We start from the raw sequence: 16,626 nt of genomic DNA on the forward strand, positions 1-16,626 counted from the left end.
ATGAAGCTCTCCCCGCTCAATCAACGCCGTTTCGCCCGTTTCAAGGCGCACAAGCGCGGCTGGTGGTCGCTGTGGCTGTTCCTCGGCCTGTTCATCCTCAGCCTAGGCGCCGAGCTGATCGCCAACGACAAGCCGCTGGTGGTGCGCTACGACGGCGAGTGGTACTTCCCGGTGGTCAAGCGCTACCCGGAAACCGCCTTCGGCGGCGAATTCCCGCTGCAGGCCAACTACAAGAGCCCGTACCTGCGCGAGCTGATCGCCGAGAAGGACGGCTGGATGCTCTGGCCGCCGATTCCGTTCAGCTACTCCAGCATCAACTACGAGCTGCAAGTACCGGCCCCCGCGCCGCTATCGGCGCAGAACTGGCTGGGCACCGACGACCAGGGCCGCGACGTGCTGGCCCGGGTGATCTACGGTTTCCGCGTGTCGGTGCTGTTCGCCCTGACGCTGACCCTGCTCAGCTCGGTGATCGGCGTCATCGCCGGCGCCCTGCAGGGCTTCTACGGCGGCTGGGTCGACCTGGCCGGGCAACGCCTGCTGGAGATCTGGTCGGGCCTGCCGGTGCTCTACCTGCTGATCATCCTGGCCAGCTTCGTGCAACCGAACTTCTGGTGGCTGCTGGGCATCATGCTGCTGTTCTCCTGGATGAGCCTGGTCGACGTGGTGCGCGCCGAGTTCCTCCGTGGCCGTAACCTGGAATACGTGCGCGCCGCCCGCGCGCTGGGCATGGGCAACGGCGCGATCATGTTCCGCCACATCCTGCCCAATGCCATGGTCTCGACCATGACCTTCATGCCCTTCATCCTCACCGGCGCCATCGGCACGTTGACCGCGCTGGACTTCCTCGGTTTCGGCCTGCCGGCCGGCGCGCCGTCGCTGGGCGAGCTGGTGGCCCAAGGCAAATCCAACCTGCAGGCGCCCTGGCTGGGCATCAGCGCGTTCACCGTGCTGGCCCTGATGCTGAGCCTGCTGGTGTTCATCGGCGAAGCCGCCCGCGATGCCTTCGATCCGAGGAAATGAGATGAGCACGGACAATCCCAACCTGATCGAAGTGCGCGACCTCGCCGTCGAATTCGTCAACGGCAGCGACGCCCAGCGCGTCGTCGAAGGCGTCAGCTTCGACATTCGCAAGGGCGAAACCCTGGCCCTGGTCGGCGAGAGCGGCTCGGGCAAGTCGGTCACCGCCCACTCGATCTTGCGCCTGCTGCCCTACCCACTCGCGCAACACCCCAGCGGCAGCATCACCTACGCCGGGCAGGACCTGCTCAAACTCAAGGAAGCCAGACTGCGCGGCATCCGTGGCAACCGCATCGCCATGGTGTTCCAGGAGCCGATGACCTCGCTCAACCCGCTGCACACCATCGGCAAGCAGATCGCCGAAGTGCTCGCCCTGCACAAGGGCCTGAGCGGCAAGGCAGCAACCAGCCGCACCCTGGAGCTGCTCGAACTGGTCGGCATCAACGAACCGCACAAGCGCCTGCGCGCCTACCCGCACGAACTGTCCGGCGGCCAGCGTCAGCGGGTGATGATCGCCATGGCCCTGGCCAACGAGCCGGAGCTGCTGATCGCCGACGAGCCGACCACCGCGCTGGACGTCACCGTGCAGCTGAAAATCCTCGAATTGCTCCAGGAACTGCAGGCGCGCCTGGGCATGGCCCTGCTGCTTATCAGCCACGACCTCAATCTGGTCAGAAGAATTGCCCACCGCGTATGTGTCATGCAGCGCGGTCGCATCGTCGAACAGGCGTCGTGTGACGAATTGTTCCGCGCCCCGCAGCATCCGTATACCCAGGAACTGCTCGGTGCCGAGCCCAGCGGCGAACCGGTGGCCTTGCCCGCCGGCGCACCGCTGTTGGAGGTGGACGACCTGCGCGTGTGGTTTCCGATCAAGAAAGGACTGCTGCGCCGTACGGTCGACCATGTGAAAGCGGTGGACGGAATCAACTTCAGCCTGCCCCAGGGCCAAACCCTGGGCATCGTTGGCGAAAGCGGGTCCGGCAAATCCACCCTCGGTCTGGCGATCCTGCGTCTGCTTGCCAGCCAGGGTGAAATCCGCTTTCAGGGCCAGGCGCTCAACGGGTTGTCGCAGGAAGCCATAAGGCCGATGCGCCGGCAGATGCAGGTGGTGTTTCAGGACCCGTTCGGCAGCCTCAGTCCGCGTATGTCGGTGGGGCAGATTGTCGGCGAAGGCCTGCGCATCCACCGCATGGGCACTGAGGCGGAGCAGGAACAGGCGGTCATCGACGCGCTCAAGGAGGTAGGTCTGGACCCGGAAACCCGGCACCGCTACCCCCACGAGTTTTCCGGGGGGCAACGGCAGCGCATCGCCATTGCCCGGGCATTGGTACTGAAACCGGCGCTGATCCTGCTGGATGAGCCCACATCGGCGCTCGACCGTACGGTGCAGCGTCAGGTGGTGGAGTTGTTGCGGTCGTTGCAGGCCAAGTACAACCTGACCTACCTGTTCATCAGCCATGATCTGGCGGTGGTCAGGGCACTGAGCCACCAGCTGATGGTGGTGAAACAGGGCAAGGTGGTTGAACAAGGCCCGGCTGACGCGATTTTCGCCGCCCCACAACATGTTTATACCCGGCAACTGCTGGAGGCTGCTTTCCTGGCCCCCGCCGCTGTCGACTAACCAGAAGGAACAAGCACATGGGTTTTCTCGCCGGTAAGCGCGTACTGATCGTTGGCGTGGCCAGCAAACTGTCGATCGCCTCGGGCATCGCCGCCGCCATGCATCGCGAAGGCGCCGAGCTCGCCTTCACCTACCAGAATGAAAAGCTCAAGGGCCGTGTCGAGGAATTCGCCGCGGGCTGGGGCTCTAGCGCCGAGCTGTGCTTCCCCTGCGACGTCGCCAGCGACGAAGAGATCGCCAGCGCCTTCGCCGCGCTGGGCAAGAAGTGGGACAGCCTGGACTGCATCGTCCACTCGGTCGGTTTCGCGCCCGGCGATCAGCTCGACGGCGACTTCACCGAAGTCACCACCCGTGAAGGCTTCAAGATCGCCCACGACATCAGCGCCTACAGTTTCGTCGCCCTGGCCAAGGCCGGCCGCGAACTGATGCAGGGCCGCAACGGCAGCCTGCTGACCCTGTCGTACCTGGGCGCCGAGCGCACCATGCCGAACTACAACGTGATGGGCATGGCCAAGGCCAGTCTGGAAGCCGGCGTACGCTACCTGGCCGGCAGCCTCGGCCCGGACGGTACCCGCGTCAATGCCATCTCCGCCGGCCCGATCCGCACCCTCGCCGCAAGCGGCATCAAGAGCTTCCGCAAGATGCTCGCCGCCAACGAGAAACAGACCCCACTGCGCCGCAACGTCACCATCGACGAAGTGGGCAACGCTGGCGCGTTCCTCTGCTCCGACCTGGCCTCGGGCATCAGCGGTGAAATCCTCTACGTCGACGGCGGCTTCAATACCACAGCGATGGGTAACATCGAAGAGTGATTCTTCCACCCATAAAAAGGCCGCTTTAAGCGGCCTTTTTTATTGCGCTGCCCCGGAGGGCAGCTGAGCGTGGATCAGAAGCGCTCGATATCCGCTTCAGCCTTCAGCTCGGCACGGTAGGCATTGAAGTCCTGCTGACCGACGCGCGAGGCAAGATAGCGGCGGTACATGACCTTCTCTTCATCCTTCAGCGCCGAATCCGGCGCGGCAACGCCTTCCAGGCGCAGCAGCACGTAGTCGCCATTGTTCAGGCTCACACCCGCAAAGGTCGGCTTACCGGCTTCAGTCGGCTTGGGCATGCGGAACAGCGCCTGCAGCACCACCGGATCGAGGCCTTCCTGGCTGCGGGTAACGGCCTCGGTGGCTTTCCAGTCCTTCTGCTCGACGGCCTTGCCTTCGCGAAGACTGGCCAGCAGCTCGGCACCATTGGCCTTCACGGCCTCTTTCGCACGCTGCAGGGTCAGGGTTTCGCGAATGCTGGCAACCACGGCCTCGAACGGCAGCAGCTCCGGCTTCTTGTGCTCCTTGACGCGAACCACGACGACGGTATCCGGATCGAGTTCGATCGCGCCGCTGTTGGCGCCCGACTCAAGCACGTCCTCGCTGAACGCCATCTGGATCACCTGACGATTGGCCGTCAGGCCTTCGCTACCGCCTTCACGACCGAAAGCCGGCGTGGTCTTGACCTGCAGACCTTGCTCCTGCGCTGGCTGGACCAGGTCGGAGGCTTCGAACGCGGCGTCTTCCAGGGCCTTAGTGGCCTCGACGAAACGTTGCTCGACGCGCGGCGCCTTGATGTCCTTGACCAGCTTTTCCTTCAGGCTGTCGAAGCTCGGCACGTCCGCCGCCTGCACGCCCAGCAGCTTGATCAGGTGCCAGCCGTAGTCGGTACGCACCGGAGCCGATACCTCGCCCTGCTTCAGCGCATACAGCGCTTCTTCGAAGGCCGGATCGTAGACGCCAGGACCGGCATAACCCAGGTCACCACCATTGGTGGCTGAGCCCGGATCCTGGGACAGCTCCTTGGCCAGCGTAGCGAAGTCCTCGCCCTGCTCCAGACGCTTCTTCGCCTCGTCGAGTTTGGCCTTGGCCTGCTCGTCGGTAAGTTTGTCGTTCACTTCCAGGAGGATGTGCGCCGCCTGGCGCTGCTCGGACAAGCCGGCGATTTCCTTCTGGTACAGCTCCTGCAACTCCTCGTCCTTCACCTCGACCTGATCGAAGAACGCATCCTTCTTCAGCTCGACGTAGTCCAGAACCACCTGCTCGGGGCTCATGAAATTGTCGGAGTGGTCCTTGTAGTAGGCCTGCAGCTCGTCATCGCTGAGCGAGACCGACTTGCTGTCGGCATGCAGAGTCAGCGCAGCGAAGTCGCGGGTCTGCTTTTCCAGACGCACGAAAGTGTCCAGTTCGGCATCTGTGAGGAAGCTGCTGCCAACCAGGCCGGCCTGCAGCTGGCTGATCAGTACGTCCTGCTCCAGGCGCTGACGGAAGTCCATGCGTGTGTAGCCTTCCTGCATGATCACCTGATCGAAGCGGGCAGCATTGAACTTGCCCTCCTGCTGGAACAGCGGCATGCCCAGAATCAACTGATCGAGAGCTGGCTGGGAAAACGCCAGACCGGCGTCCTTGGCACCCTGCAGCAGCAGGTTGCGTTCGATCAGCGAATTGAGCGCCGACTCACGCAGCATCTTGTCGTCCAGCTGGGAAACGTCGAAATCCTTGCCGAACTGCTGAATGTACTGACGGCGCTGCATTTCGACGGCGCGGTTCAGTGTGTCCAGGGTAATTTTTTCACCATTCACGTCGGCCGCGTTGCGGGCGTTGCTGGTGGAGTTGACGATGGCATCGAACCCTGTGAAGGCCATCAGCGCAACGATCACGCCCACGATGGTCTTGGCAATCCAGCCCTGTGAATTGTCCCTGATATTCTGCAGCATGCATCCCCCAAAACGGCTGCGATGAGCAAGCAGCCATGCAGCGTGGGTAAAATCCGGATAAAAGAAAGGCGCATCCTAGGATGCGCCTTCTCGTAACTGATGGAGCGACTGAGGTTCGTCTGAACCGCCGCTCCGACCAGGTCGGGACCAGCCCGACCTGGAAGGGCAAGGCCAGAGAGACGCTTAGTTAACGGCGTCTTTCAGGGCTTTACCAGCTTTGAAGCCAGGGATCTTGGCAGCAGCGATCTTGATCGGGTTGCCAGTCTGCGGGTTGCGGCCAGTACGAGCAGCGCGCTCTTTGACAGCAAAAGTGCCAAAACCAACCAGCACCACGGAATCACCAGCCTTCAGAGCGCCAGTGACGGATTCAATCACTGCATCCAGCGCGCGGCCGGCAACAGCTTTCGGGATATCAGCAGATGCGGCGATGGCATCGATCAGTTCCGACTTGTTCACTCTAAGTCCCCTTATTTCTGTTGAGTTGTTTCTTAATTGTTTGGTGTAAGCAAAAGCAGGTGCTGAAGGGTCTGCCAACACATAAGAGCCGCTTTATAACAAGGGCTCGAAAAATGTGTCAAGGAACCCCTTCGGCTAATGCGTGCTGATTCGCTCCTTGGAATCAGGCTCGCGCTTGTCATCCTTTGCAACCATCTCGGGAGCCGCATCGGGCAAGGGCTCCGGGGCGTATTGCAGCGCAATTTGCAGGACCTCGTCAATCCATTTAACCGGCTTAATGGTCAGGTCCTGCTTAATATTTTCCGGAATTTCCTTCAGATCGCGCACATTTTCTTCCGGAATGATCACGGTCTTAATTCCACCACGATGGGCCGCCAGCAATTTCTCTTTCAGCCCACCGATGGCCAGCACTTGACCACGCAGGGTGATCTCGCCGGTCATGGCGACATCGGCCCGCACCGGAATCTGCGTCAGGGCCGATACCAGTGCCGTGCACAGACCGATGCCCGCACTCGGACCATCCTTGGGTGTGGCGCCTTCCGGCATATGGATGTGTACGTCGCGTTTTTCGTGGAAATCCGGGGCAATACCCAGGCTTTTCGCCCGACTGCGCACAACGGTCAGTGCAGCCGTCATGGACTCGGCCATGACATCGCCCAGCGAGCCCGTCTTGATCAGCTGCCCTTTGCCAGGCACGACAGCGGTCTCGATGGTAAGCAACTCACCACCCACCTGCGTCCACGCCAGGCCGGTAACCTGGCCGATCTGGTCCTGCTGCTCGGCGAGGCCGTAGCGGTAACGACGCACACCCAGGAAGTGCTCCAGCGAGTCGGCTGTGACCAACACTTTGAAACGCTTTTCCTTGGCATGCTCCTTCACTGCCTTGCGACAAACCTTGGCGATCTGCCGCTCCAGGCTGCGCACACCCGCTTCACGGGTATAGAAACGGATGATGTCACGAATGGCATCCGCCTCGAATTCCAGCTCGCCCTTCTTCAAGCCATTGGCCTGCACCTGCTTGGGCGTGAGGTACTTGATGGCGATGTTGACCTTCTCGTCCTCGGTATAACCGGGCAGGCGAATGACCTCCATGCGGTCAAGCAACGGACCGGGGATATTCATCGAGTTGGCGGTGCAGATGAACATCACATCGGACAGATCGTAATCGACCTCCAGATAGTGATCATTGAAATTGTGGTTTTGCTCGGGATCGAGCACTTCGAGCAGCGCGGATGCCGGGTCGCCACGCATGTCGCTGCCCATCTTGTCGATTTCATCGAGCAGGAACAGCGGGTTGCGCACGCCAACCTTGGTCATTTTCTGAATCAGACGACCGGGCATCGAACCGATGTAGGTACGGCGGTGACCGCGAATCTCGGCCTCGTCCCGCACGCCGCCGAGGGCCATGCGAATGAACTTGCGATTGGTCGCACGGGCGATGGACTCGGCCAGCGACGTCTTGCCCACACCAGGCGGACCGACCAGGCAGAGCACAGGCCCCTTGAGCTTCTTCACGCGCTTCTGCACCGCGAGGTACTCGAGGATGCGCTCCTTGACCTCCTCCAGCCCGTAATGGTCGGCATCGAGGATGTCTTCGGCGCGGGTCAGGTCCAGGCGCACCTTGCTCTCGGCCTTCCACGGCACGTTCACCAGCCAGTCGATATAGGAGCGCACGACCGTCGCCTCGGCCGACATCGGCGACATCTGCTTGAGCTTGTTCAGCTCGGCATTGGCCTTGGTCAGCGCTTCCTTGGGCAGCCCCGCGTTATCAATGCGCTTTTTCAGCTCGTCGATTTCGTTGTGGCCTTCATCGATGTCGCCCAGCTCCTTCTGAATGGCTTTCATCTGCTCATTCAGGTAGTACTCGCGCTGACTGCGCTCCATCTGCTTCTTCACGCGGCCACGGATGCGCTTCTCGACCTGCAGCAGATCGATCTCGGCATCGAGCAACGCCAGCACATGCTCGACACGTGCCGACAGCTCGGTGATTTCAAGAATTTCCTGTTTCTGCTCGATCTTCAGCACCATGTGCGCCGCCATGGTGTCAACCAGACGGCTTGGCTCATCGATGCTGTTGAGCGAAGACAGCACCTCGGCAGGCACCTTCTTGCCGAGCTGGACATACTGCTCGAACTGACTCAGCAGGCTGCGCGAAAAGACTTCCGACTCGCGCTCGGCAACCTCGGCCTCGTCGATCAGCTGCACTTCGGCGCGGCAATGATTCTCGACTTCGATGAAGCGCTCGATGGCGCCACGCTGCTCGCCCTCCACCAGCACCTTGACGGTACCATCTGGCAGCTTCAGCAGCTGCAATACGGTGGCGACGGTGCCCACGCGGTAGAGCGCATCCTCACCCGGGTCGTCATCGGCAGGATTGCGCTGTGCCAGCAGCAGGATCTGTTTGTCGCCTGTCATCGCAGCCTCAAGGGCCTCGATGGACTTCTCACGCCCCACGAACAGCGGGATAACCATATGTGGGTAGACCACGACATCGCGCAGCGGCAGGAGAGGCAATTCGATGGTTGTCTTCATGATTTCAGCTCTACGGCGGCCATCTGGCCGTAATCGGACGGGGTACCCTTGAAACTAAGATGGGGCCACCCCCCAGAAAAAACAAGCGAGCCTCGCAGGAAAAACAAAGGGCCCCGCAGGGCCCTTGTTCAAACGGCGTGACGCATCAAGCGTCAGGTGCTGCCTTGGCAGGCGGCTCGCTGTTTTCGTAGATCAGCAACGGTTTGGAAGTCCCTTCGATCACGCTTTCGTCGATAACCACCTTGCTCACTTCGCTCTGCGAAGGGATCTCGTACATGGTATCGAGCAGCACGCCCTCGAGGATCGAACGCAGACCACGCGCACCGGTCTTGCGCTCCAGCGCACGGTGAGCAACAGCCTTGAGTGCGTCCGGACGGAACTCCAGGTCCACACCCTCCATCTCGAACAGCTTGCCGTACTGCTTGGTCAAGGCATTCTTCGGTTCGGTGAGGATCTGCATCAACGCGGCCTCGTCCAGCTCGTCGAGCGTAGCGATGACCGGCAGACGCCCGACGAACTCGGGGATCAGGCCGAACTTGACCAGATCGTCCGGCTCAACCCCACGCAGGGCCTCGCCCACTTTCTTGCCGAGTTCCTGACTGCGAACTTCAGCCGTGAAGCCGATGCCACCCTTGGTCGAACGACCATGGATGACTTTTTCCAAGCCAGAGAATGCACCACCACAGATGAACAGGATGTTGCGCGTGTCCACCTGCAGGAACTCCTGCTGCGGATGCTTGCGGCCACCCTGCGGCGGAACGGAGGCGACAGTGCCCTCGATCAGCTTCAGCAGTGCCTGCTGTACGCCCTCGCCCGATACATCACGGGTAATGGACGGGTTGTCGGACTTGCGCGAGATCTTGTCGATTTCGTCGATGTAGACAATACCCATCTGGGCCTTCTCGACATCGTAATCGCACTTCTGCAGCAGTTTCTGAATGATGTTCTCGACGTCCTCCCCCACATAACCGGCTTCGGTCAGGGTGGTGGCATCGGCGATGGTGAAGGGTACATTGAGCAGGCGAGCCAGAGTCTCGGCCAGCAGCGTCTTGCCGGAACCGGTCGGACCGATCAGCAGGATGTTGCTCTTGCCCAGCTCGACATCATCTTTCTTGTCGCGCTGGTTGAGACGCTTGTAATGGTTGTACACGGCAACGGAAAGAACCTTCTTGGCTCGCTCCTGACCGATGACGTACTGATCCAGAATGCCGCTGATTTCTTTCGGGGCAGGCAACTTGTGAGCGCTGCTCTCGGCCTGGGCTTCCTGCACCTCCTCGCGGATGATGTCGTTGCACAGGTCGACGCACTCGTCGCAGATAAAGACCGAGGGACCGGCAATCAGTTTGCGTACTTCATGCTGGCTTTTGCCGCAGAAGGAGCAATAAAGCAGCTTGCCGTTGTCCTCGCCATTGCGGGTGTCAGTCATTCGATCGATCCAATCCGGTAGGCATGAAACACAAGATGAAGGCAATTGCAGGCATTTTCAACCCTGCAGGACAGCCGGACGCATGCGCCCGGCCGTTTTATAGGACTACAGGTTAGCCAGCCAGCGGACGCTTGCTGAGCACCTGGTCGATCAGGCCGTATTTGACCGCATCGTCACCGCTCATGAAGTTGTCACGGTCGGTGTCGCGAGCGATCACGTCGATCGGCTGACCGGTATGGTCGGCGAGGATCTTGTTCAGGCGCTCGCGGATGGTGAGGATTTCACGGGCGTGAATCTCGATATCCGAAGCCTGGCCCTGGAAGCCACCCAGCGGCTGGTGAATCATCATGCGCGAGTGAGGCAGGCACGAACGCTTGCCGGCCGCACCGCCCGCCAGCAGCAGCGCACCCATGCTGCAGGCCTGGCCAATGCAGTAGGTGGCCACGTCAGGCTTGATGAACTGCATGGTGTCGTAGATCGACATGCCGGCAGTCACCGAGCCACCCGGCGAGTTGATGTACAGGTGAATGTCCTTGTCCGGGTTTTCTGCTTCGAGGAACAGCAGCTGGGCCACGACCAGGTTGGCCATATAGTCTTCGACTTGGCCGACCAGGAAGATCACCCGCTCTTTCAGCAGGCGGGAATAGATGTCATAGGCACGCTCGCCGCGAGCAGATTGCTCGATAACCATTGGCACCAGGCCGCCGGCAGCTTGAATGTCAGGCATTTGCATAAATGGATTACGCGACATGTCCAGCGATCACTCCCTAATAAATCATGTCTCAAAAGACGCATAAGCCAGCACGAAGGCTGGCTTATGGTGTGCTCGAACGAGGCGAGGAGATCAGGCTGCTTGCGGGGCTTCCGCAGGCTTGACCGCTTCTTCGTAGGAGACCGCTTTATCGGTCACTTTGGCCTTCTGCAGAACAGTATCTACAACTTGTTCTTCCAGTACAACCGAACGCACTTCGTTGAGCTGCTGGTCGTTCTTGTAGTACCAGGCCACGACTTGCTCAGGCTCTTGGTAAGCCGAAGCCATTTCCTCGATCACTTCGCGAACGCGAGCATCGTCAGGCTTGAGCTCGAACTGCTTGACCACCTCAGCAACGATCAGGCCCAGCACGACGCGGCGCTTGGCTTGCTCGGTGAACAGGTCGGCCGGCAGCTGGTCAGGCTTGATGTTGCCGCCAAACTGCTGCACGGCTTGAGTGCGCAGGCGATCAACTTCATTGCTGATCAGAGCCTTAGGCACTTCGACCGGGTTGGCAGCCAGCAGACCTTCCATTACCTGGTTCTTGACCTTGGACTTGATGGCCTGGCGCAGTTCGCGCTCCATGTTCTTGCGAACTTCGGCACGGAAACCTTCCAGACCACCTTCCTTCACGCCGAACTGGGCGAAGAATTCGTCATTCAGCTCCGGCAGTTGCGGGGCCTCGACGCTGTTGACGGTGATGGTGAACTCGGCGGTTTTTCCAGCCAGGTCCAGATTCTGGTAATCCTCCGGGAAGGTCGGATTGATCACGCGCTCTTCACCAGCCTTGACGCCGACCAGAGCCTCTTCGAAGCCCGGGATCATGCGGCCGGAACCCAGCACCAGCTGAGTACCCTTGGCAGAACCGCCAGCGAAGACTTCGCCGTCGATCTTGCCAACGAAATCGATATTCAGCTGGTCGCCGTTCTCGGCAGCGCGGTCGGCGGCAGCGAAACGGGTGTTCTGCTTGCGCAGGATTTCCAGCATGTTGTCGACATCGCTGTCGCCAACTTCAGCCTGCAGACGCTCGATGGCGATGCTGTCCAGGCCAGCCACTTCGAATTCCGGGAACACTTCGAAGGTAGCAACGTATTCCAGATCCTTGCCCTTCTCGAAGGACTTCGGCTCTACAGCCGGAGCGCCAGCGGGATTCAGCTTCTGCTCGACGATGGCTTCATAGAAGGAAGACTGAATCAGATCACCCAGGGCCTCTTGGCGAGCGGTGTCTTCGTAACGCTGACGGATCACGCTCATCGGCACCTTGCCTGGGCGGAAACCTGGGACCTTGGCACGACGGGCAGTCTGCTGCAGACGCTTGGTCACTTCGGTCTCGATGCGCTCGGCCGGGACACCGATGGTCATGCGGCGCTCAAGAGCGGAGGTGCTTTCAACAGAAACTTGCATGGATATTCCTCGTTGCACAGACGTAAGCCGGGCGTTCCGGCCCAGAATCAAGGGCATGCATTCTAGTGGGTGAAATAGCAGAAGTCACCCAGCAGAAACAGCCGGCAAATATACGCAGGGAAATGACCGCGGAGCACCGCGCGCAGCTGCGCAAATCCACACCCCGGAAACGACGAAAGGCAGTCCTTGCGGAACTGCCTTTCGTACTGCGCCGCCCGACTACCGTCAGAACCCCGGTTTAGGGACACTGAAACGGCCATCAGCGACAGAAACATGGTGCGGACGGAGAGACTCGAACTCTCACACCTTGCGGCGCCAGAACCTAAATCTGGTGTGTCTACCAATTTCACCACGTCCGCGTGGTTTGAAACCTGAAACAAAAACGCCAGGCACGTGGCCTGGCGTTTTCTCGAATATGGGGTGGACGATGGGAATCGAACCCACGACACCAGGAGCCACAATCCTGTGCTCTACCAACTGAGCTACGCCCACCATATTGCGATGCTTGTGCCTGGATGCCAGATGGCACGCCCGGCAGGACTCGAACCTGCGACCATCCGCTTAGAAGGCGGATGCTCTATCCAGCTGAGCTACGGGCGCCTTTCATCTGCAATCGCAGATTTAAAGCTCTGACTCGACAAGACTCAAGAGCCCTGCTTCGTCATCTTACCCAGCGACTGGCTGTGCTCGACAAGCGGGGCGAATCTTATAGACGCGCTTCGATAGCGTCAACAGCAAAAACCAAAAAAATTCAGCGAGATAAAGGAGTTACAGGAAATTCGCCGGGCGGCGCCTTTGCCCCACCGCCCCACCGTGCGAGAATGCGCACCCTTTTTCAATCCTTTCCGATGGTTAACCACGCGTCATGACCGCACAACTGATCGACGGCAAAGCCATAGCCGCCAGCCTGCGCCAGCAGATCGCCCAACGTGTCGCCGAGCGCCGCCAGCAAGGCCAGCGCGCCCCCGGCCTGGCGGTGATCCTGGTTGGCAGCGACCCGGCTTCCGAGGTTTATGTCTCGCACAAGCGCAAGGACTGCGAGGAAGTCGGCTTCGTTTCCGTGGCCCATGACCTGCCCGCAAGCACCACCCAGGGCGAGCTGCTGGGGCTGATCGACCAGCTCAACCGCGACAGTGCGATCGACGGCATCCTCGTACAGCTGCCCCTGCCCGCCCATCTGGACGCCTCGCAGTTGCTCGAACGCATCAGCCCGGACAAGGACGTGGACGGTTTCCACCCGTTCAACGTCGGCCGCCTGTCCCAGCGCATGCCGCTGCTGCGCTCCTGCACACCGAAAGGCATCATGACCCTGCTGGCGAGCACCGGCACCGACCTGCACGGCCAGCACGCGGTGATCGTCGGCGCCTCCAACATCGTCGGCCGCCCGATGGCCCTCGAGCTGCTGCTGGCCGGTTGCACCGTCACCGTCACCCACCGTTTCACCAAGGACCTGCAAGGCCACGTGGCCCAGGCCGACATCGTGGTCGCGGCCGCCGGCAAGCCGGGCCTGGTCAAGGGTGAGTGGATCAAGCCAGGCGCGATCGTCATCGACGTCGGCATCAACCGCCAGGCCGACGGCAAGCTGGTCGGCGACGTCGAGTTCGCTGTCGCCGCCGAGCGCGCCGGCTGGATCACCCCGGTTCCCGGTGGCGTCGGCCCGATGACCCGCGCCTGCTTGCTGGAGAACACGCTGTACGCCGCGGAACACCTGCACGCGTAAGCGGCTGCGGCAATGAAAAACGGCACCCTCGGGTGCCGTTTTCGTTTATAGCGCAGTGCTTACTGGTTTTTCTGCCAGGATTTCACCAGCTCGTCATAGCTCACGGTCTCGCCCTTGGGCTTCTCGTTGGCCAGTTTCGGCTTCGGCGCGCCGGGCTGGTCGAACCAGTACTGCGGGTCTTTCTCCTCGTTGAGTTTCGGCCCGCACTCACCCTGCACGCCGGAGCGTTCGATGCGCGCCATCATGGTGTCCTGCGCGGCGGCAAGGCCGTCCAGGGCTTCCTGCGGGGTCTTGTCACCACTGGCCGCTTCGGCGATGAACTGCCACCACAGCTGCGCCAGGCGCGGATAGTCCGGCACGTTGGTGCCGGTCGGCGACCACTGCAGGCGCGCGGGGCTGCGGTAGAACTCCACCAGGCCACCGAGTTTCGGCGCCAGCTCGGTCATCGCCTGCGAGTTGATGTCCGACTCGCGGATCGGCGTCAGGCCGACGATGGTTTTCTTCAGCGACACGGTTTTCGAGGTGACGAACTGCGCGTACAGCCAGGCGGCCAGGCGCTGTTTCTCCGGGGTCGACTTGAGGAAGGTCCAGGAACCGGTGTCCTGGTAGCCGAGCTTCATGCCCTCCTCCCAATACGGTCCTTTCGGTGACGGCGCCATGCGCCACTTCGGCGTGCCGTCCTCATTCATCACCGGCAGACCGGGCTTGGTCATGTCGGCGGTGAAGGCGGTGTACCAGAAGATCTGCTGGGCGATGTTGCCCTGCGCCGGCACCGGGCCGGCCTCGGAGAAGGTCATGCCCTGGGCCTCCGGCGGCGCGTAGTCACGCAGCCAGTCGACGTACTTCTGCGTGGCGTAGACCGCTGCCGGGCCGTTGGTGTCGCCGCCGCGGGCGACGCTGGAGCCCACCGGGCGGCAGCCTTCGACGCGAATGCCCCACTCGTCCACCGGCAGGCCGTTGGGCAGGCCCTTGTCGCCGCCGCCCGCCATGGAGAACCAGGCGTCAGTGAAGCGCCAGCCCAGCGACGGGTCCTTCTTGCCGTAGTCCATGTGGCCGTAGACGCGCTTGCCGTCGATTTCCTTGACGTCTTCGCTGAAGAACTTGGCGATGTCCTCGTAAGCCGACCAGTTCACCGGCACGCCCAGCTCGTAGCCGTACTTCTCCTTGAACTTGGCTTTCAGCTCCGGCTTCTCGAACCAGTCGGCGCGGAACCAGTAGAGGTTGGCGAACTGCTGGTCGGGCAACTGGTAGATCTTCTTGTCCGGCCCGGTGGTGAAGGAGATGCCGATGAAGTCTTCCAGGTCGAGGGTCGGCGAGGTCACCGCCTTGCCTTCGTTGGCCATCATGTCAGTGATCGACACGGCCTTGCCGTAGCGAAAGTGGGTGCCGATCAGGTCGGAGTCGTTGACCCAGCCGTCGTAGATGTTCTTGCCGGACTGCATCTGCGTCTGCAGTTTCTCGACCACGTCGCCTTCCTGCATCAGGTCGTGGGTCAGCTTGATCCCGGTGATCTCGCTGAAGGCCTTGGCCAGCACCTTGGCCTCGTACTCGTGGGTGGCGATGGTTTCCGAGGCGACGTTGATTTCCATGCCGCGGAACGGCTCGGCCGCCTTGATGAACCACTTCAATTCTTCGAGCTGCTGCTCGGGCGTGAGGGTGGACGGGCTGAACTCGGCGCCGATCCATTTCTTCGCCGCATCCTCATAAGCATCGGCCCAGGCCGCGCCACTCAGTCCGGACAACGTCAGCAAGGCCATCAACGCCATGCCATGTCGGGTCTTGTTGTTATTGTCGAACATAGACACCTCCTTTCGGGTTAAGAGAAACCAATCGGGTCACGACTCAAGGCAGGCCGATCAGCCCCAGCGCATCACCAGCAACAACCACACGACGGACAGCAGCGAGGCTATCCAGGTGTTCCAGTCGGTCACGCCGATCACCAGCAAATGCAGGTAGGCGCTACCGAGCAACGCGATGAACAACCGGTCGCCACGGGTGGTGGCGAGCGGCAAGAAGCCCTTGCGTGCAACGCAGGGCGAACGCAGTTCCCAGATGCTCATGGTCACCAGCAGCAAGGCGATGCCGCCGAAAAACGCCGCAGTGGGCAGGGTCCAGGCCATCCATTCCATCGTCGTGTCTCCTCAAACCCGGCCCAGGGCGAAGCCCTTGGCCACGTGGTTGCGCACGAACCAGATCACCAGCATGCCTGGCAGGATGGTCAGCACCCCCGCCGCCGCCAGCACGCCCCAGTCGATGCCCGAGGCCGACACGGTGCGGGTCATCACCGCGACGATCGGCTTGGCGTTCACCGAGGTCAGCGTGCGCGCCAGCAACAGTTCGACCCAGGAGAACATGAAGCAGAAGAACGCCGTGACCCCGATGCCGGGGCCGATCAGCGGGATGAAGATCTTGGCGAAGAACTTGGGAAAGCTGTACCCGTCGATGTAGGCGGTTTCGTCGATTTCCTTCGGCACACCGGACATGAAGCCCTCGAGGATCCACACCGCCAGCGGCACGTTGAACAGGCAGTGCGCCAGCGCCACGGCGATGTGCGTGTCGAACAGGCCGATGGAAGAATACAGCTGGAAGAACGGCAGGAGGAATACCGCCGGCGGCGCCATGCGGTTGGTCAGCAGCCAGAAGAACAGGTGCTTGTCACCGAGGAAGCGGTAGCGCGAAAACGCATAGGCCGCCGGCAGCGCCACCAGCAGCGAAATCACCGTGTTCAGGCACACGTAGTACAGCGAGTTGAGGTAGCCGTTGTACCAGCTGGGGTCGGTGAAGATCACCTGGTAGTTGTGCAGGGTGAAGGTCTGCGGCCAGAAGGTCAGGCCGCCGAGGATTTCCGTGTTGCTCTTGAACGACATGTTCAGCAGCCAGTAGATCGGCACCAGCAGGAACAGGATGTAGAGCGCCAGGACGATGGATTTGCGCAGGGTCATGGGCGGCC

General features: G+C 61.3%; 13 protein-coding genes and 3 tRNA genes. 4 read left to right on the plus strand and 12 right to left on the minus strand.

Annotation, left to right across the window (positions count from 1 at the left end; genetic code table 11):
• From IB229_RS15740 to fabI, 3 genes are read left to right on the plus strand one after another with little or no spacing between them, the layout of a single operon-like run.
• A complete protein-coding gene (locus IB229_RS15740) occupies nt 1-1,020 on the plus strand; it encodes an ABC transporter permease (RefSeq protein ID WP_192330629.1) in 1,020 nt (339 codons plus the stop codon).
• 1 nt (nt 1,021) lies between these two features.
• Nucleotides 1,022-2,638, plus strand: coding sequence for an ABC transporter ATP-binding protein (locus IB229_RS15745; protein WP_192330631.1), 1,617 nt, complete (start codon nt 1,022-1,024; stop codon nt 2,636-2,638).
• A gap of 17 nt (nt 2,639-2,655) precedes the next feature.
• A complete protein-coding gene (fabI, locus tag IB229_RS15750; protein ID WP_192330633.1) occupies nt 2,656-3,450 on the plus strand; it encodes an enoyl-ACP reductase FabI in 795 nt (264 codons plus the stop codon).
• Between the two features lie 74 nt (nt 3,451-3,524).
• Here the strand turns inward: fabI and IB229_RS15755 are convergent, their stop codons facing one another.
• The 9 genes from IB229_RS15755 to IB229_RS15795 form a co-directional block, all read right to left on the minus strand.
• On the minus strand, nt 3,525-5,387 hold the full coding sequence (locus IB229_RS15755) for a SurA N-terminal domain-containing protein (RefSeq protein ID WP_192330635.1): 1,863 nt from the start codon (nt 5,385-5,387) through the stop codon (nt 3,525-3,527).
• A 183-nt stretch (nt 5,388-5,570) separates the two neighbouring features.
• Nucleotides 5,571-5,843 (minus strand): HU family DNA-binding protein, encoded by a 273-nt coding sequence (locus tag IB229_RS15760; protein ID WP_192330637.1) that lies wholly within the window; start codon nt 5,841-5,843, stop codon nt 5,571-5,573.
• Between the two features lie 135 nt (nt 5,844-5,978).
• A complete protein-coding gene (gene lon / locus IB229_RS15765) occupies nt 5,979-8,375 on the minus strand; it encodes an endopeptidase La (RefSeq protein WP_192330639.1) in 2,397 nt (798 codons plus the stop codon).
• A gap of 145 nt (nt 8,376-8,520) precedes the next feature.
• On the minus strand, nt 8,521-9,801 hold the full coding sequence (gene clpX, locus IB229_RS15770; RefSeq protein WP_192330641.1) for an ATP-dependent Clp protease ATP-binding subunit ClpX: 1,281 nt from the start codon (nt 9,799-9,801) through the stop codon (nt 8,521-8,523).
• A gap of 112 nt (nt 9,802-9,913) precedes the next feature.
• Nucleotides 9,914-10,552, minus strand: a complete 639-nt coding sequence (gene clpP / locus IB229_RS15775) for an ATP-dependent Clp endopeptidase proteolytic subunit ClpP (RefSeq protein WP_192330642.1) — start codon at nt 10,550-10,552, stop codon at nt 9,914-9,916.
• A gap of 93 nt (nt 10,553-10,645) precedes the next feature.
• Nucleotides 10,646-11,956 (minus strand): trigger factor, encoded by a 1,311-nt coding sequence (tig, locus tag IB229_RS15780; RefSeq protein WP_192330644.1) that lies wholly within the window; start codon nt 11,954-11,956, stop codon nt 10,646-10,648.
• A gap of 274 nt (nt 11,957-12,230) precedes the next feature.
• Nucleotides 12,231-12,315, minus strand: a tRNA-Leu gene (locus IB229_RS15785).
• 57 nt (nt 12,316-12,372) lie between these two features.
• Nucleotides 12,373-12,448, minus strand: a tRNA-His gene (locus tag IB229_RS15790).
• A 31-nt stretch (nt 12,449-12,479) separates the two neighbouring features.
• Nucleotides 12,480-12,556 (minus strand) — tRNA-Arg (locus IB229_RS15795).
• Between the two features lie 265 nt (nt 12,557-12,821).
• On the opposite strand from IB229_RS15795, the gene folD reads away from it, so the two are divergent.
• Nucleotides 12,822-13,676 (plus strand): bifunctional methylenetetrahydrofolate dehydrogenase/methenyltetrahydrofolate cyclohydrolase FolD, encoded by an 855-nt coding sequence (gene folD, locus IB229_RS15800; RefSeq protein WP_192330646.1) that lies wholly within the window; start codon nt 12,822-12,824, stop codon nt 13,674-13,676.
• 59 nt (nt 13,677-13,735) lie between these two features.
• On the opposite strand, the gene IB229_RS15805 is transcribed toward folD, so the two are convergent.
• From IB229_RS15805 to IB229_RS15815, 3 genes are read right to left on the minus strand one after another with little or no spacing between them, the layout of a single operon-like run.
• Entirely contained in the window at nt 13,736-15,475 is a 1,740-nt protein-coding gene (locus IB229_RS15805) for an extracellular solute-binding protein (protein WP_192330648.1), read from the minus strand.
• Between the two features lie 57 nt (nt 15,476-15,532).
• The gene (locus tag IB229_RS15810) at nt 15,533-15,805 is read right to left on the minus strand and encodes a DUF2160 domain-containing protein (RefSeq protein ID WP_192330650.1); all 273 of its coding nucleotides are present in this window, start codon (nt 15,803-15,805) and stop codon (nt 15,533-15,535) included.
• 12 nt (nt 15,806-15,817) lie between these two features.
• Complete coding sequence (locus IB229_RS15815) at nt 15,818-16,618, minus strand: carbohydrate ABC transporter permease (RefSeq protein WP_192330652.1); 801 nt, start codon at nt 16,616-16,618, stop codon at nt 15,818-15,820.
• Nucleotides 16,619-16,626 lie beyond the last annotated feature (8 nt).

The organism is Pseudomonas sp. PDM14, from assembly GCF_014851905.1.
GTDB lineage: Bacteria > Pseudomonadota > Gammaproteobacteria > Pseudomonadales > Pseudomonadaceae > Aquipseudomonas.

What these genes read in the sequence shown, in the direction of transcription:
- IB229_RS15745 (WP_192330631.1), top strand. Translation starts at nt 1,022, where the DNA reads ATGAGCACGGACAATCCCAACCTGATCGAAGTGCGCGACCTCGCCGTC.
- fabI (WP_192330633.1), top strand. Translation starts at nt 2,656, where the DNA reads ATGGGTTTTCTCGCCGGTAAGCGCGTACTGATCGTTGGCGTGGCCAGC.
- lon (WP_192330639.1), bottom strand. Translation starts at nt 8,375, where the DNA reads ATGAAGACAACCATCGAATTGCCTCTCCTGCCGCTGCGCGATGTCGTG.
- clpX (WP_192330641.1), bottom strand. Translation starts at nt 9,801, where the DNA reads ATGACTGACACCCGCAATGGCGAGGACAACGGCAAGCTGCTTTATTGC.
- IB229_RS15805 (WP_192330648.1), bottom strand. Translation starts at nt 15,475, where the DNA reads ATGTTCGACAATAACAACAAGACCCGACATGGCATGGCGTTGATGGCC.
- IB229_RS15755 (WP_192330635.1), bottom strand. Translation starts at nt 5,387, where the DNA reads ATGCTGCAGAATATCAGGGACAATTCACAGGGCTGGATTGCCAAGACC.
- tig (WP_192330644.1), bottom strand. Translation starts at nt 11,956, where the DNA reads ATGCAAGTTTCTGTTGAAAGCACCTCCGCTCTTGAGCGCCGCATGACC.
- clpP (WP_192330642.1), bottom strand. Translation starts at nt 10,552, where the DNA reads ATGTCGCGTAATCCATTTATGCAAATGCCTGACATTCAAGCTGCCGGC.
- IB229_RS15810 (WP_192330650.1), bottom strand. Translation starts at nt 15,805, where the DNA reads ATGGAATGGATGGCCTGGACCCTGCCCACTGCGGCGTTTTTCGGCGGC.
- IB229_RS15815 (WP_192330652.1), bottom strand. Translation starts at nt 16,618, where the DNA reads ATGACCCTGCGCAAATCCATCGTCCTGGCGCTCTACATCCTGTTCCTG.
- IB229_RS15740 (WP_192330629.1), top strand. Translation starts at nt 1, where the DNA reads ATGAAGCTCTCCCCGCTCAATCAACGCCGTTTCGCCCGTTTCAAGGCG.
- folD (WP_192330646.1), top strand. Translation starts at nt 12,822, where the DNA reads ATGACCGCACAACTGATCGACGGCAAAGCCATAGCCGCCAGCCTGCGC.